A 14,616-nucleotide genomic window follows, 5' to 3' on the forward strand; every position below is an offset into this window, starting at 1 on the left:
TTTTTTATTCATGTATCAAATAGTGTGAAAAATAAAAAACATTTTTCACTTTCTATTTGGGCAGTATCGCAAGCAGGCTTGCGATATGCACGGGGAATAGTGTGAAACAATAATTTAGCTGATTAGTAGGAAGTATTATCTATGAACCTTCGTCAGATGCCAAATATCCCTTACATATTCTTCAATTGTACGGTCTGATGAGAACTTACCGCACTTCGCAATATTCATTAAAGCTGATTTTGCCCAGCCTTCCTTATTGCAGTATGCCTTCTCAACTTTCTTTTGAGCCTCCTCATAAGATCTGAAATCCTTTAGGATAAAATACCTGTCCGCAGGTTCTCCTCCTCTCCCTGAAAGCAGAGATTCATAAAGAGATGCAAAAAGTGTTTTATCTTCCTTGCTATAGGTACCGTCTACCAATTGGTCTACTACCCGCTTAATCTCCTTATCGGAATTATATACCTCTCTGGGGTTGTATCCCCCCTGATGTTCATATTCTATTACTTCGTCGGAATGAAGCCCGAAGAGAAACGCATTTTCTTCTCCTACTTCTTCAACAATCTCAACATTGGCGCCATCCAGTGTTCCAAGTGTCAATGCACCGTTTAGCATAAACTTCATGTTTCCTGTCCCCGAAGCTTCTTTACTGGCTGTTGATATCTGCTCGGATACATCCGCTGCAGCAAAGATTATTTCTGCATTGGATACCCTGTAATTTTCTATGAAGACGACCTTGATTTTATCTTGGATCGTGCTGTCATTATTCACTACCTCGCCCACACTGTTTATAAGCTTGATAATTGCTTTAGCCCTCTCATAGCCCGCCGACGCTTTTGCTCCAAAGATGAAAGTCCTTGGATAAAATTCCATATCAGGATTATCCTTTATCTTATTGTAAAGATACATTACGTGGAGAATATTAAGCAGCTGCCTTTTGTATTCATGAAGCCTTTTAACCTGTACGTCAAAGATGGAATCCGGACTTACGGTAATACCATTCTTCTCCTTAATGTAATTCATAAGACGCAGTTTGTTTTTGTATTTGATTTCAAGAAATTCCTTCTGACTTTGTTTATCCTCTGCGTAGGGTATAAGCCTCTGCATCTGAGATAAGTCCGTAATCCAGCCGTCACCAATCTTATGTGTTACCCAGGAAGCCAACAGGGGGTTGCCGTGAAGAAGAAATCTTCTCTGGGTGATACCATTGGTTTTATTGTTGAATTTTCCGGGGAACATTTCATAAAAATCCTTTAATTCCTGTTTTTTCAGTATTTCCGTATGAAGCTTTGCTACCCCGTTGACAGAAAAGCTTCCTACAATAGCAAGGTTTGCCATCCTTACCTGGCCGTCATAAAGAATTGCCATCTTTTCTATCTTTTTTGCTTCCGAAGGATATTCCTTTAATATCTGCAGAATAAATCTGCGGTTGATTTCCTCCACTACCTGATAAATTCTGGGAAGCAGTCTTTTGAACAGATCGATAGGCCATTTCTCCAATGCTTCAGACATGATAGTATGATTGGTATAAGCACAGGTCTTTGTCGTAATACTCCATGCTTCCTCCCATCCCAGGTAATAGTCGTCTAAGAGTATTCTCATAAGCTCCGGTACCGTTACAGTCGGATGGGTATCATTTAACTGGAAACACACCTTCTCATGAAGATTATGGATATCATCGTGCCTTTCCATATACTTTGCCACTGCTCTCTGGATACTGGCAGATACAAAGAAATATTGCTGTTTCAGGCGAAGTTCCTTTCCAGCAATATGGTGGTCATTTGGATAAAGTACCTCACAGATTGTTCTTGCAAGATTCTGCTGTTCAACTGCCTTCTGGTATTCTCCCTTATCAAAAGAATCCAGATTAAAAGTGTCAATAGCTTCTGCATTCCAGATACGAAGCGTATTTACCACATGGTTTCCATAACCTAATATGGGCATATCATAGGGGATTGCCCTGACAGACTGGTAATTTTCCTGAATAAAACGGTCATTGCCATATTCATCCCGAATCATTCTTACATAGCCGCCAAACTTCACAGTAGTTGCATACTCACTTCTCTTTATTTCAAACGGGTTACCGTCCTTTAACCAATTATCCGGTACCTCCACCTGATAGCCGTTCTCTATTTTTTGCTCGAACATTCCATATTTATAACGGATTCCGCAGCCATAGGCAGGATACCCAAGTGTTGACAGGGAATCCAAGAAACAGGCAGCCAATCTTCCAAGCCCTCCATTTCCAAGAGCTGCATCCGGCTCCTCATCTTCAATATTCTCCAGGTCATAGCCCAATTCCTCCACGGCTTCTCTGATGGATGCATCTGCTTTTAAATTGGTAATCATATTTCCTAATGCCCTGCCTACCAAAAATTCCATGGAAAGATAGTAAACTGTCTTTAAATCCTGTTCCTCGTAAGCCTTATGAGCCTCCAACCAGTCATCTATAATCATATTCTTTACAGTAAAGGCAACGCCCTGATACACCTGCTGCCTTGTGGCATCCTCAATGGGCCTTCGGAAAAACACACCGATATATTCCTCTACATTCTTTTTAAATTCTTTTTTGTCAAATTCTTGCATATAGCCTCCTATTTGTCCATGCCATGGCATTCCTTTTAATAAAAGTTTCCATACGGCTGTACTCTTTTGTTCTGTGCCTTTTCTTCACACATATCCAGGTTGCTTGTTATACACATTATATCTTATGCCTTGGCAGGTATACAAGGGAAAACTTTAAAGATTATTCCAAAACAGACATCAATATGTATTTTATCCATATATATATCATCAATACCCATATGGTTTTCACTTGTAATAGCATTTTTTAGTAAATTAATTTTGCAGAATACTTTTATTGTATGTTATAATGGAAAAGCGTATTCCGGGGTAGTGCTTCTAAAGCCGATACCCGGAAAAAAAGATGGGAGAAGGGCAGTAATACAAAGCTGCCCTCCAAGAAAGAGGTCAACATGGAACAAAATTACTTAAGAAAAATTATCCAGAAAAATACCCGAGGCCCATTATTGATAAGCCTGATTCTTATTTTTATTTTTGTGGCAGGCTATACCCAGGAATCTCATAAATGGAGCACCTTATTTACTCCTCTGGCAGAGGAAAACAGTGTAGAAGGGATTCAATCCCTCCACAAACAGGGTAAATTTTATTTTCAATTAAAGAAGGCAGATATTTATTTTCTGGACTATGGCATCTATAGTTATAATACTGTAAACGGCATAAAATCAAGTGAAGAAAAGCTTTCCCAGGTATATGGAGTTCTGGTGTTAGATGATGGCTATCTGTTAACCCTCTTACCAAAGAATTACCTTGATATGTCCGAAGAGGAACTAACCTCGGTAACTGCTGTGGCAAACTTAGACGCCTTAAATGGCAATGAATATCACATGGAAGCCTATGACGAAATGGTTACTACCTTAAGTGATGCCTTCGGGATAGATTCCTCCGTAGTAAAAGAAAATGTACCGGAAATCTGTGTAACTATCCCAGAAAATGGCCGTCTGGGTGACCAGGCATTATTCTTGGTTATTCTTTCGGGCTTTCTAATATCACTGGCATTTTTCCTTTATCAGCTTCTTATTATATTTAATTACAGGCTGTCCAAGTTTTACAGAAAGCTTGCCAAGACCGGCAACGCTGAGGATATTGAATACAGTATCAACCGCGCAGCAGCAGACGGAACCTGTCTTTATATAAATACCTTAAAGTCCGCCGGCTTTACAGGCCTTGTTACCTCCGATTATATCATCGGAAAGAAAAATACATCCCTTATGCTGGGGAACACAAAGGATTTAGTTTGGGTCCACCTAAAGCTTATCAGGCATAAGACCTACTTTATTACTGTGGGAAAGAGCTATCAGGTACTTTTTTACTTTAAGGGCGTAAAAGCTCCCATTACTATTAACTGTAATAAAGAAGAAACCGCAGCCGGTCTGATTGGAGCAGTATCAGAAAATTTAAGGGTATGCTGCGAATATTCCGATGAGCTTGCAAAACTTTATAGGAAGAATTATGATGCCTTTCTAAAGGAAGTCACGGAAAGGGTGTCTGCAAGAAACCAGGAAGAATATGGCTATGATGAAAACAGCGAAGCCGGAAATTACCGTACAGACAGCAGTGAGACAGAAAGCAGCCGCGAGGAAAGTAATACTGACGAAACCACCCTTTAAATAAATCTGATGGATTTAAACCGGTAAACTCAATACGAACATCATTAAGATAATAACTGCCTAAAAATAAAGCGGGCCGTTTCATTCTATAAGCAATGAAACGGCCCGCCTTATTTTTTATCATTTTATTTTTTAACAACTCCAAGCACTACATTTTCACCGTTAATATTCCATTCCTTGGTAAATCCCTTGGTTTCTCCAAGCGTAATCTCCTCTGCCAATACCTCTGATTTAATTTCTTCGGCATTTCTTTCAAAGATTCCCTTGATTACTTCATTGCCTTCCTGATATATCAGAATATGGTCCATTACCTCAAAGCCGGCATCTTTTCTCATGGTCTGTATCTTACTGATAAGTTCTCTTACAAAACCTTCTTCAATCAGTTCAGGAGTTAACCTGGTTTCCAGAACTACCGTAATTCCCTTATCAGAATCGGATACGAAGCCTTCGGTCTGAGCAGCTTCAATTAATAAATCATCCTTTTCCAGGTAGCTTTCTGTTCCTTCAAGAGTAATCTTAAGTTTCCCTGTAGCATTGATTTCATCCATGGCTTCGTTGCCGTTAAGTCCTGCCAAAATCCCGCGGATGGCACCGATTTGCTTGCCAAACTTCGGTCCTAAGGTCTTTAACTGGGGCTTAAAGCTGTAGGAGGTAAAGTTTCTCACATCCTGTGTAAATACAACCTTCTTCACATTTAATTCTTCTTCTATGATGCTAAGATAGAAAGAAGGAAGTCCTTCTGCCTGTTCGCCCTTCTCATCGGTATAGGAATAATCCGCCTTTACATACATGGTGCCAATGGGCTGCCTGTTCTTGATATTGGCAGTATTACGGCAGGCACGGCCCAGCACCACGATATCCAGAAGTGCTTCCATATTCTTCTCAAGCTCCTTGTCGATATAATCTTCCCTGTAGGAAGGATATTCGCATAAGTGGATACTTTGAGGCGCAGATTTATCAATCTTAACTACCAGATTGCGGTAAATATCCTCTGTCATGTAAGGAATAAAAGGAGCAGATATCTTTGCCAGGGTAATCAGCGTGGTATAAAGGGTCATATAGGCATTGATCTTATCCTGCTCCATTCCCTTTGCCCAGAAGCGTTCCCTGCTTCTTCTTACGTACCAGTTACTCATCTCATCCACAAAATCATCCAGCAGTCTTGCTGCCTCTGTAATGCGGTAGCTCTCCAGATGGCTGTCAACGGTCTTAACAAGGGTATTTAACTTGGACAGCATCCACTTATCCATAACAGACAGCTTATCGTAATCCAGAGTATATTTTGTGGCGTCAAATTCATCTATGTTGGCATAGAGTACAAAGAAAGCATAGGTGTTCCAGAAAGTACCCATGAATTTCCTCTGTCCTTCCGTTACCGCACCGCTGTGGAAACGGTTGGGAAGCCATAACGCACTGTTAATATAGAAATACCAGCGTACCGCATCGGCTCCATGCTCTGACAGAGTATCAAAAGGATCTACGGCATTGCCTTTGGACTTGGACATCTTCTGTCCGTTCTCATCCTGAACGTGTCCAAGCACAATTACATTCTTATAAGGAGACTTCTCAAATATCAGGGTCGAGATGGCAAGGAGGGAATAGAACCATCCTCTGGTCTGGTCTACCGCTTCACTGATAAAATCTGCCGGGAAATTCTTCTCGAACATTTCCTTATTTTCAAATGGATAATGCCATTGCGCGAAAGGCATAGAACCGGAATCGAACCAACAGTCAATTACCGGCTTTACACGCTTCATTTCCTTGCCGCACTCAGGACACTTGATTGTTACGGCATCAATGAAAGGTCTGTGAAGCTCGATATCATCCGGGCAGTTATCGGACATGGATTTTAGTTCCTCAATGCTTCCGATGGCATGACGGTGTCCGTCCTCACATTCCCAGATATTAAGGGGAGTTCCCCAGTAACGGTCACGGCTGATACCCCAGTCCTGAACGTTCTTAATCCAGTCTCCGAACCTTCCCTGTCCGATACTCTCCGGCATCCAGTTAATGGTATTATTGTTTGCAACCAACTGGTCCTTTACCTCTGTCATCTTGATAAACCAGGAGTCTCTTGCATAGTAGATAAGAGGTGTATCACAGCGCCAGCAGAAAGGATAGCTGTGCTCGAATTTCAAAGTCTTAAATAAGAGGTTCTTAGTAGCTAAGAGCTTTATAATGCCTTCATCTGCCTTCTTGCAAAACATACCGGCAAAGTCGGTTACTTCAGGCTTCATCTCGCCTTTTCCATCAACTAACTGTACAAAGGGAAGATCATATCTGCGGCCGACACTGGCATCATCCTCACCAAAGGCAGGTGCAATATGAACAACGCCGGTACCGTCTGTTAAGGTTACATAAGTATCACAGGTTACATAGTAAGCTTTCTTATCCGGCTTTACATAGTCAAATAAAGGTTCGTATTCCTTGTACTCAAGGTCCGTACCAGCATAAGTCTCTTCTACGGTATATTCCCCGTCGATTACAGAAAGAAGTGCCTCTGCCAGAATGTACTTTTCGGTTTTTACGGCTTCTTTGTCTTCACTGTCCGCCTTTATAATATCTCCTTTGGCATTTAGCTTAACAGATGCTTTAACATAGGTTTCTTTCGGGTTAACGCAGAGTGCCACGTTGGAAGGTAAGGTCCAGGGAGTCGTTGTCCAGGCAAGAATATATTCGTTTTCTTCACCCTTTACCCTGAACTTTGCAATAACGGACTTTTCTTTTACATCTTTATAGCCCATTGCCACTTCGTTACTGGAGAGAGGGGTTCCGCATCTTGGGCAGTAGGGGACAATCTTAAAGCCCTTATATAAAAGTCCCTTTTCCCAGATTTGCTTAAGAGCCCACCATTCGGACTCAATAAACTTGTTGTCATAGGTAACATAAGGGTCTTCCATGTCCACCCAATAGCCTACAGTCTCGGAGAAATCTTCCCACATTCCCTTGTACTTCCACACACTTTCCTTACATTGGTGGATAAAGGGCTCCAAGCCATACTCTTCAATCTGCTCTTTCCCGTCAAGTCCAAGCTTTTTCTCAACCTCTAGCTCAACCGGTAATCCATGGGTATCCCAGCCGGCCTTTCTTAATACATTATAGCCCTTCATGGTGCGGTATCTGGGTATGATATCCTTTATAACCCTGGTTAATACGTGACCGATATGGGGCTTTCCGTTTGCTGTGGGTGGTCCGTCATAAAAGGTATAGGGTTTCCCGTTTTTTCTTTCTTCAATGGTTCTTTCGAAGATTTTTTCATTCTTCCAGAATTTTAATACTTCCTTTTCACGTTCTACAAAGTTCAGATTCGTAGAGACCTTATCATACATGTGATATCCTCCTTACTGTGATTAAAAGTGTCCGCTTGCTGACACTTTCGCGCCCGAGCGGAATGCATAGCAATAAACTTCCTCGCCGCGAGGTGTGCATCCTGCCGGTCGGGCTTTTTATTTCATAGGACGTGCTTTCCTATAAGATAAAAAAGCTCCCATCCATAAACAGGATGAGAGCGTTTGTGCCTCATTGTACCACCTATTTACATACGTTTCCTCTCTAAGCTTTCCCAAAAAGGAACATGATATGCTATCTGTATAACGGCAGATACCGGCGCGGCTTACTAACTTTGCTTTCAGCTTGCAACTTGGGAGTGATTTTCGTAAATCTGCTACTGGTACCGGGCTTTCACTCTCCCCGGCTCGCTTTGAGGTTCGCTGATTTCTACTCTCTCCGTCATGGTCTTTGTAATCTTTATAATATTATAATTCATAATCATAGTATAAAAATTTTTATTTGTCAATCCGAAAGTTCTTCTGTCTGCTCCAGAGTGCTTAGGTATTCATCAAATTCTTTTTCTGATTCCTCATAATAAACATCAATGGAAGGTAAATTCAGTGCAAAAAAAAGTCCTAACAGTGTCTTGGCATCAAAATCAAAGGTTCCGCTCTGTGTCTTCACTCTGATATCCGTCTTGCATCTTTCTGCCTGACGGTTGAACTCATATAGATCATTCGCTTCTTTAAAAACAATAGTCTTAGTTTTCATTTTGGGCTCCCATCTGCGTGCTTTAGCACGCGTGCAAAATCAGGGGGAAGTGAAAGGATCATCTTTCACTCCTATCCTCCTTCCTTTTCATACCTGCTGTACTTTCCTCTGGTTTCCGGTTTTGCTACAGCGCTGCATATGAATGACTGAAACATGAAATATTTGAGATACCGATTACGTTATATGTCATTCCCATTATACTGTAATTATCCATTCATTACAATAGAATCCTTGCGTTATCTCTGTGCAAACGCACGGGGGATCGTCATGTCCATTATCTTCACCGTCAGAGCATATGGGCTATTTATTGCAGCTCCCCATGGCATAAATCATCTGCTTGCAGTACCTTTGCGAACGTTCCATTAAGTGATGCCATAAATGTATTGTGTACTGTTTCGGCGGGAATTACAGCACCGTTCTTTAAGACCAAGTCCATTGTCGTACAGGCATCTTCAAGTACCGTAACCGAAAATCCATAGTCCCATGCAGCTCTGACGGTTGTATCAATACACATGTGGCTCATCATACCGCAAATGACAAGATGATTAATGCCATTGCTTAAAAGCTCCCCGGATAAACCAGTATTATAAAAAGCATTGGGTGCGTGCTTTACGAAAACTTTTTCCTCTGCAAGAGGTGTGACACTCTTATGAATCTCCGCTCCGTTGGTATCCGGCAGAAAAAACGTGGCACCTTCCCCGCCGCTGACATGCTGAACATGATAAACAGGCATTTTGGCGTTTCTAAAAAAGTTCAGCGCCTGTTTGGCATGTACCGCTGCCTTATCCGAATGGTGCAGTTCATTTTTCCCGCCTTCAAAGTAGTCATTTTGGATATCAATTAAAACAATAGCACTTTTCATTTCCCTAACCTCCGGTTATATTATAAAGGTTATTATAGCGCTGTCTTTTGAAGGCGTAAATTACCCACTTATTTGTGGGTATCCCGCTCCTTGTCCTTGTAACTGATGACTTTCCTTTCAAGCATCTCTGTCATGCCATGCTCCACCATATATTCAATGCCGATTTCCTGCATAATTGTAATCGCTTTAAGAATCTTCATGCCTCTGCCTTCTGTCAGAAAATATTCCACATGTAAGGGATAACCTTCAAAGACCCGTTTATCCACTAATCCGAATTCCTGTAATTCCTTCAATTGCTGCAGCAGCATTTTCTGATTGATCCCTACAATATCCCGCTCTAATTTTGACAGCTGTATGCTGCCATTTCTAAGCTGAAACAAGATAATCGTTTTCCACTTCCCTTTGATAATGTCATGGACGATTTCTAAAGGGCAGGTATAGTCCTCTCTTACTTTCATCATTCTTCCTCATTCCCTTTTATAAACTATTACACAGTTGGTACAAGTTGTTCTGATAGTCCTTTACATAATATCTGATATTGCTTCTTCCGCGCTTTACTATGGTATGTCCTTCCGCCTCAAGCTTTTCCTTCTGTACTTTTACACCGCCCGGATATTTTGGATTTAATTCACCATCCGCTTTCAGCGTTCTCCAATATGGTGATTTATCGTTATCTCTCTGCTCGCTTGCCCATGCTGCAATAGAGACAAAAATTCCTGCGGTAATTGGATCCGTAAAATCTGCATTATTTCTCTTAGCAAAATATTCCCTGATTTCACCTACCGTGATAACCTTACCTATGGGTACTGTCTTCATTACTCTGTCATAATCAAGCGGCGGTGCAAAATACATCCGTTTACCGCCATACTTTTCGATGCTTTTTTCATCCGTGATAATCTGTACCTTAGGCATTCCCTTACCATCCTGCAGCATAGCATTGAAATCCTTGTTCTGTTCATTTGCCATATTAATAGTCATGCCTTTCCTGTACCTGTAAACTTTGGGCCGCAGGCACAAAGTTGTGTGTGAAAAGTTTCCATAGCTAAAGAATAAAGCATCTTTTCCTATTATGCAATGAGGCTGTTTTTAATTTATATATTTTTATTCCGTCATAAACTTTCATGATTTGCAGGAAAAAAGCAGCTGTCAAAGGTCACTTATTAAGGCCTTTGACAGCTGCTGTCTTATTATATATCAAAAGTTCTATGTTTATTTTCTTATCCTAGGGAGTCTGTGCATTTGCCCCAGAGGTTCCATCCCCAGAATCAGACGCTCCATCTGTAACATCCGGAGTAGGGGTTATTTCCTCGGTAGGCGTCACCTCCGGTGTTTGTGTTACCTCTTCTGTCGGAGTAGGGGTTACTGTTACCGTAGGCTTATCCTTCCCCGGCTTTTTGGTGGGCGTAACAGAAGGTGTGGGAGTCACACTTGGCTCCTCACTGGGAGTCGGCGTTTCAGTCGGCGTCGGTGTCGGCACTTTTGTCGGTGCCTTTGTCGGTACCTTTACATCATCCGGATTGATTCCGTAGTCCTCCAGGTTGTCATAATTTATACACTGGCTGTAATCCTCTGTAGGTTCAAACTTATAGTATTCCTCCAAGCACATATCATTCTCATAAAGAAACTTTGCCAGAGCCTTTCCCACATAGCGGATGTGCCAGGGTTCAAAGGAATATCCCGTTATACTGGTCTTATCCTCTGGGTAACGTATAACGAAGCCATACAGGTGTGCATTATCCTTAAGCCACTTATACTCATCGGTATCCGCAAAAGAATCATCTATCCGGTAGTTTGCGGATTTTGTTGATATATCAATGGCAAGTCCTGTCTGGTGCTCACTATATCCCGGAATAGCCGAATATTTTACCGTATGGCCCATACCTTGAGTCTTGACATTATTGGTAAATATTTCATATTGCCTTTCATAGGAGCGGTACGCTGAAACCCCGCACAAATCAAGTCCGTTATCCGCCGCTGCATCAAACAGCTCTTTTAGGGCCTGGGCAGCAGATTTTCGCATCAGTTTCTTTTCATCATAATAAGAAATGGAAAAGTTCACATCGGGTATTACTAAATCTGCCGGAATATAATCCGATGGCAGTCTTAATTCTTTATTTACCAGCACTGTCAGACTGTCCGGTGTGGTGTCCAAGACTACATCGTCATTATTTGTAATTTCTTCTTCCTGTGCAGCCACAGAACTATCTCCCTTTGTCTTTCCGTCATCATCTTTATCATATTCGGAATCACCATCCTTATATGAGGAATTGTTATAAAAATGACCGGAGGCAGCAGATTCGTTGGTGCTTGCTAAATCTTTCAAGGAAAAATAGCCCATTCCGCCTATTAGTATAACAGGCAGCCCCACTATAAGAATTCTTCTTATCATTTTTATTCTTCTGACTTTTTTCCTTCTGTTTTGCATAATCTCTCCGTACTTTATTCCTGCTTAATTATTTCCAGCAACATTGATGGTATCAAGCAGTGAATGCTTTAACTGGTATAAATCATTTGATAAATCCACATATACATCATGAGGATTTACAAGTCTTCTGGTCTCATCCCAAAGAGTGTCAAGCTCTCGCTGGCAGTATGCCCTGATGTCCATAACGTTAGGGGATTCATATACACATTTTCCTCCTGCGAAAATAGGCACCAGCAGCTCACGCAAGGTATAGCTTCCGCCCTTTAAATAGGTCTTCTTCCAGGTGGCCATCGGATCAAAAATCTTTAGAGGATATTCCTCTTTATAGACCTCATATGCCATGGAAATTAAGTCCGCTTTTATTTTGCCGGTTTCCTTATCATAAATTCTATATATGGTCTTATTGCCAGGATTCGTTATCTTCCACTGATTCTCTGACAATTTAATCTTTGGTATAAATTCATTCCCCTTCTTAATTGCAGCAAGCTTATACACTCCGCCAAAGGCCGGGCAATCCTTTGAAGTAATCAAATTTGTGCCAACACCCCAGGAATTGATAGCTGCTCCCTGCGTCTTAAGGGAATCTATTAAGTATTCGTCAAGGTCACTGGAAGCAACGATAACCGCATCAGGAAAACCGGCTTCATTCAACATCTTCCTTGCCTTCTTGGACAGATAGGCAAGATCGCCGCTGTCCAAACGGATCCCGTATTTTAACGGCATCTTACCTGCCTCTTTCAGTTCACTGAACACTTTGATGGCATTTGGCATGCCGGAACGCAGAGTGTCATAAGTGTCTACCAAAAGGGTGGTATTTTGAGGATACAGCTGGGCATATTCACGAAATGCCGTAATTTCATCCTCAAAACTCATAATCCAGCTATGTGCATGAGTTCCAAGAGCAGGAACATCAAACATTTTGGCTGTTAAAACATTGCTGGTACCTACACAGCCTCCAATTACGGCGGCTCTTGCACCATATATTCCCGCATCAGGACCTTGCGCTCTTCTTAGCCCAAATTCCATGACCGGCTCTCCCTTTGCCGCATAGCACACTCTGGAAGCCTTTGTTGCTATAAGACTTTGGTGATTGATAATGTTTAAGATAGCTGTCTCAATCAGCTGTGCTTCCATTATGGGTGCAATTACCTTAAGAAGCGGTTCCATCGGAAATACCACTGTTCCTTCCTCTACCGCATAAATATCACCGGTAAAATGAAAGCCTTTCAGATATTCCAGAAAATCCTCTTCAAACATGCCAAGGCTTCTTAAGTAGCTGATATCTTCCTCCATAAAGCAAAGATTCTTGATGTAATCAATAACCTGTTCCAGACCGGCACAAATGGAGTATCCGCTGCCGGAGGGGTTGTTTCGGTAAAATACGTCAAATACAACCGTTTCATTGGTTTTATTTTTATAGTATCCCTGCATCATTGTCAGTTCATAAAAGTCTGTCAGCAGAGTCAAGTTTTCTCTTCCCATTATTCCCTCTTTCTGGATAATCTTTCGTATTTGTCACATTAATCCCGTGCATTTCGCAAGTTCACTTGCAGATTGCGAGCAATCTGCAGTACTGCTCAAACAGGAATTTTAAAAATGCAACGCATTTTTAAACTAATTACCCTATCTTAAATCATTTTCACCAGTCCTTCTCTGATATTATAACACATTATTTTCAGAGTACAAGAAATAGGCGTATTTTTAATAATACTTAAGGAAATTGTAAATTGTTGAAATTCTGCAATGGATAATGATATAATGGAAAGGATGAAATCATAATAGGAGGGTTTATGAAAACCTTAATTGTCTTACTGTTTTTACTAGTATTTTTTATTGTCAGTCTTCCTGTGTTTCTATACGAAATAATTCTGGGGAAAATCAATCCCAGAAAGAAAGCGGCATCTTCCCAGCGGATTGTTTCATGGGCATTTCATGTGATATTATTTTTAAGCGGTGCCAAATACGAAGTGAAAGGGCTTGAAAATGTTCCAAAGGATCAGGCAGTATTATATGTATCAAATCACCGCAGCTATTTTGATATTGTTCTGGCATACTCCACCGTGCCGACACTGACAGGCTTCGTGGCAAAAAAGGAAATTAAGAAGGTCCCAATCCTAAGAGTCTGGATGAAATACTTAAACTGCCTGTTTTTAGACAGGGATAACCCCAGAGAAGGGCTTAAAATGATACTTACGGGAGTAGAACTGGTAAAGCAGGGGTATTCTGTTTTTATCTCTCCGGAAGGAACCAGAAACCATGGTGAGGATATGCTTCCCTTTAAAGAAGGCAGCTTAAAAATCGCAGAAAAAACCGGCTGTCCGATTATTCCGGTAGCACTCACTAATACAGACAATCTCTTTGAGAACCACACTCCCTGGATAAGGAGAGCACATGTGACAATTGAATACGGAAAACCCGTATATGCGGATTCTTTAAGCAAAGAGGAGCGTAAATTCTTAGGCTCCTATGTGCAGAATATTATCCGTACGATGCTTGAGAAAAATGCAAAAGAGACCTCTTAATTACTTGAACTTTTTAAAAAATAATGATACAATAAATCCATTGCAAATTCAGGGGAAGGAGGTAGAATGTTGAAAGTCGGTCTTATTGTATTGATTATAGTTCTGGTTGTAATCCTCGCAGCATTTATTGCTTTGTCCATCTACGGGAGGAAGCTTCAGAAACGTTCCGAAGAAGGTCAGGCTCAGATGAGAGCAGGTGCCCAATCAGTTTCTATTTTAGTAATAGATAAAAAGCGCATAAAGCTTAAAGAAGCCGATCTGCCAAAAATTGTGGTGGATCAGACTCCTAAATATCTGCGCCGTTCGAAGGTTCCAATTGTAAAAGCCAAAATCGGACCTAAGATCATGAACTTAATGTGTGATGATAAGATTTTTGATCTTATCCCTGTTAAGAAAGAAATAAAAGCCGTAATGAACGGTATTTACATCATGGATGTAAAAGGTTTACGTTCCGGACTGGAAGTTAAGCCGGAAAAGAAGAAATTATTTGCAAAAGTTAAAGGTATCTTTACAAAAAAATAACTTCCTAAATAAGAAAATACCCTCTGTCTGAAACGGAATCCATTTGACAGAGGGTAT

12 protein-coding genes are annotated in these 14,616 nt (G+C 41.1%); 3 read left to right on the plus strand and 9 right to left on the minus strand.

The annotated features are described in order from the left end of the window. Positions 1 to 135: 135 nt before the first annotated feature. Positions 136 to 2,583 carry a glycogen/starch/alpha-glucan phosphorylase gene (locus BUF11_RS19340; protein WP_073590514.1) on the minus strand — a complete coding sequence of 816 codons (2,448 nt, stop codon included), beginning with the start codon at positions 2,581 to 2,583 and terminating at the stop codon, positions 136 to 138. 389 nt (positions 2,584 to 2,972) lie between these two features. On the opposite strand from BUF11_RS19340, the gene BUF11_RS19345 reads away from it, so the two are divergent. After that, positions 2,973 to 4,187: a DUF6709 family protein gene (locus tag BUF11_RS19345; protein ID WP_073590515.1), complete on the plus strand. Its 1,215-nt coding sequence runs from the start codon at positions 2,973 to 2,975 to the stop codon at positions 4,185 to 4,187. A gap of 125 nt (positions 4,188 to 4,312) precedes the next feature. Here the strand turns inward: BUF11_RS19345 and ileS are convergent, their stop codons facing one another. The 8 genes from ileS to BUF11_RS19385 all read right to left on the minus strand — a co-directional run bounded on the left by ileS (position 4,313) and on the right by BUF11_RS19385 (position 12,997). Beyond that, entirely contained in the window at positions 4,313 to 7,516 is a 3,204-nt protein-coding gene (gene ileS, locus BUF11_RS19350; RefSeq protein ID WP_073590516.1) for an isoleucine--tRNA ligase, read from the minus strand. Positions 7,517 to 7,851: 335 nt separating this feature from the next. Continuing rightward, positions 7,852 to 7,983, minus strand: a complete 132-nt coding sequence (locus BUF11_RS24980) for a hypothetical protein (RefSeq protein ID WP_278277157.1) — start codon at positions 7,981 to 7,983, stop codon at positions 7,852 to 7,854. Next, complete coding sequence (locus tag BUF11_RS19355; RefSeq protein ID WP_073590517.1) at positions 7,980 to 8,228, minus strand: hypothetical protein; 249 nt, start codon at positions 8,226 to 8,228, stop codon at positions 7,980 to 7,982. The genes BUF11_RS24980 and BUF11_RS19355 overlap by 4 nt, the downstream gene beginning before the upstream one ends. Positions 8,229 to 8,532: 304 nt before the next feature. Beyond that, positions 8,533 to 9,090 (minus strand): cysteine hydrolase family protein, encoded by a 558-nt coding sequence (locus BUF11_RS19360; RefSeq protein ID WP_073590518.1) that lies wholly within the window; start codon positions 9,088 to 9,090, stop codon positions 8,533 to 8,535. A 68-nt stretch (positions 9,091 to 9,158) separates the two neighbouring features. Further along, positions 9,159 to 9,548, minus strand: coding sequence for a winged helix-turn-helix transcriptional regulator (locus BUF11_RS19365; protein WP_073590519.1), 390 nt, complete (start codon positions 9,546 to 9,548; stop codon positions 9,159 to 9,161). A 19-nt stretch (positions 9,549 to 9,567) separates the two neighbouring features. Beyond that, complete coding sequence (locus BUF11_RS19370) at positions 9,568 to 10,056, minus strand: MGMT family protein (RefSeq protein ID WP_073590614.1); 489 nt, start codon at positions 10,054 to 10,056, stop codon at positions 9,568 to 9,570. 256 nt (positions 10,057 to 10,312) lie between these two features. Next, complete coding sequence (locus tag BUF11_RS23850) at positions 10,313 to 11,479, minus strand: M15 family metallopeptidase (protein ID WP_175562108.1); 1,167 nt, start codon at positions 11,477 to 11,479, stop codon at positions 10,313 to 10,315. A 60-nt stretch (positions 11,480 to 11,539) separates the two neighbouring features. Beyond that, entirely contained in the window at positions 11,540 to 12,997 is a 1,458-nt protein-coding gene (locus BUF11_RS19385) for a nicotinate phosphoribosyltransferase (protein ID WP_073590520.1), read from the minus strand. A gap of 308 nt (positions 12,998 to 13,305) precedes the next feature. Here BUF11_RS19385 and BUF11_RS19390 point away from each other — a divergent pair, with 308 nt between their 5' ends. Next, the gene (locus BUF11_RS19390; protein ID WP_073590521.1) at positions 13,306 to 14,037 is read left to right on the plus strand and encodes a lysophospholipid acyltransferase family protein; all 732 of its coding nucleotides are present in this window, start codon (positions 13,306 to 13,308) and stop codon (positions 14,035 to 14,037) included. Positions 14,038 to 14,106: 69 nt separating this feature from the next. Beyond that, positions 14,107 to 14,559: a hypothetical protein gene (locus tag BUF11_RS19395; RefSeq protein WP_073590616.1), complete on the plus strand. Its 453-nt coding sequence runs from the start codon at positions 14,107 to 14,109 to the stop codon at positions 14,557 to 14,559. The last annotated feature ends 57 nt before the right edge of the window (positions 14,560 to 14,616 follow it).

Source organism: Anaerocolumna xylanovorans DSM 12503, from assembly GCF_900143645.1.
Lineage (GTDB): Bacteria > Bacillota > Clostridia > Lachnospirales > Lachnospiraceae > Anaerocolumna > Anaerocolumna xylanovorans.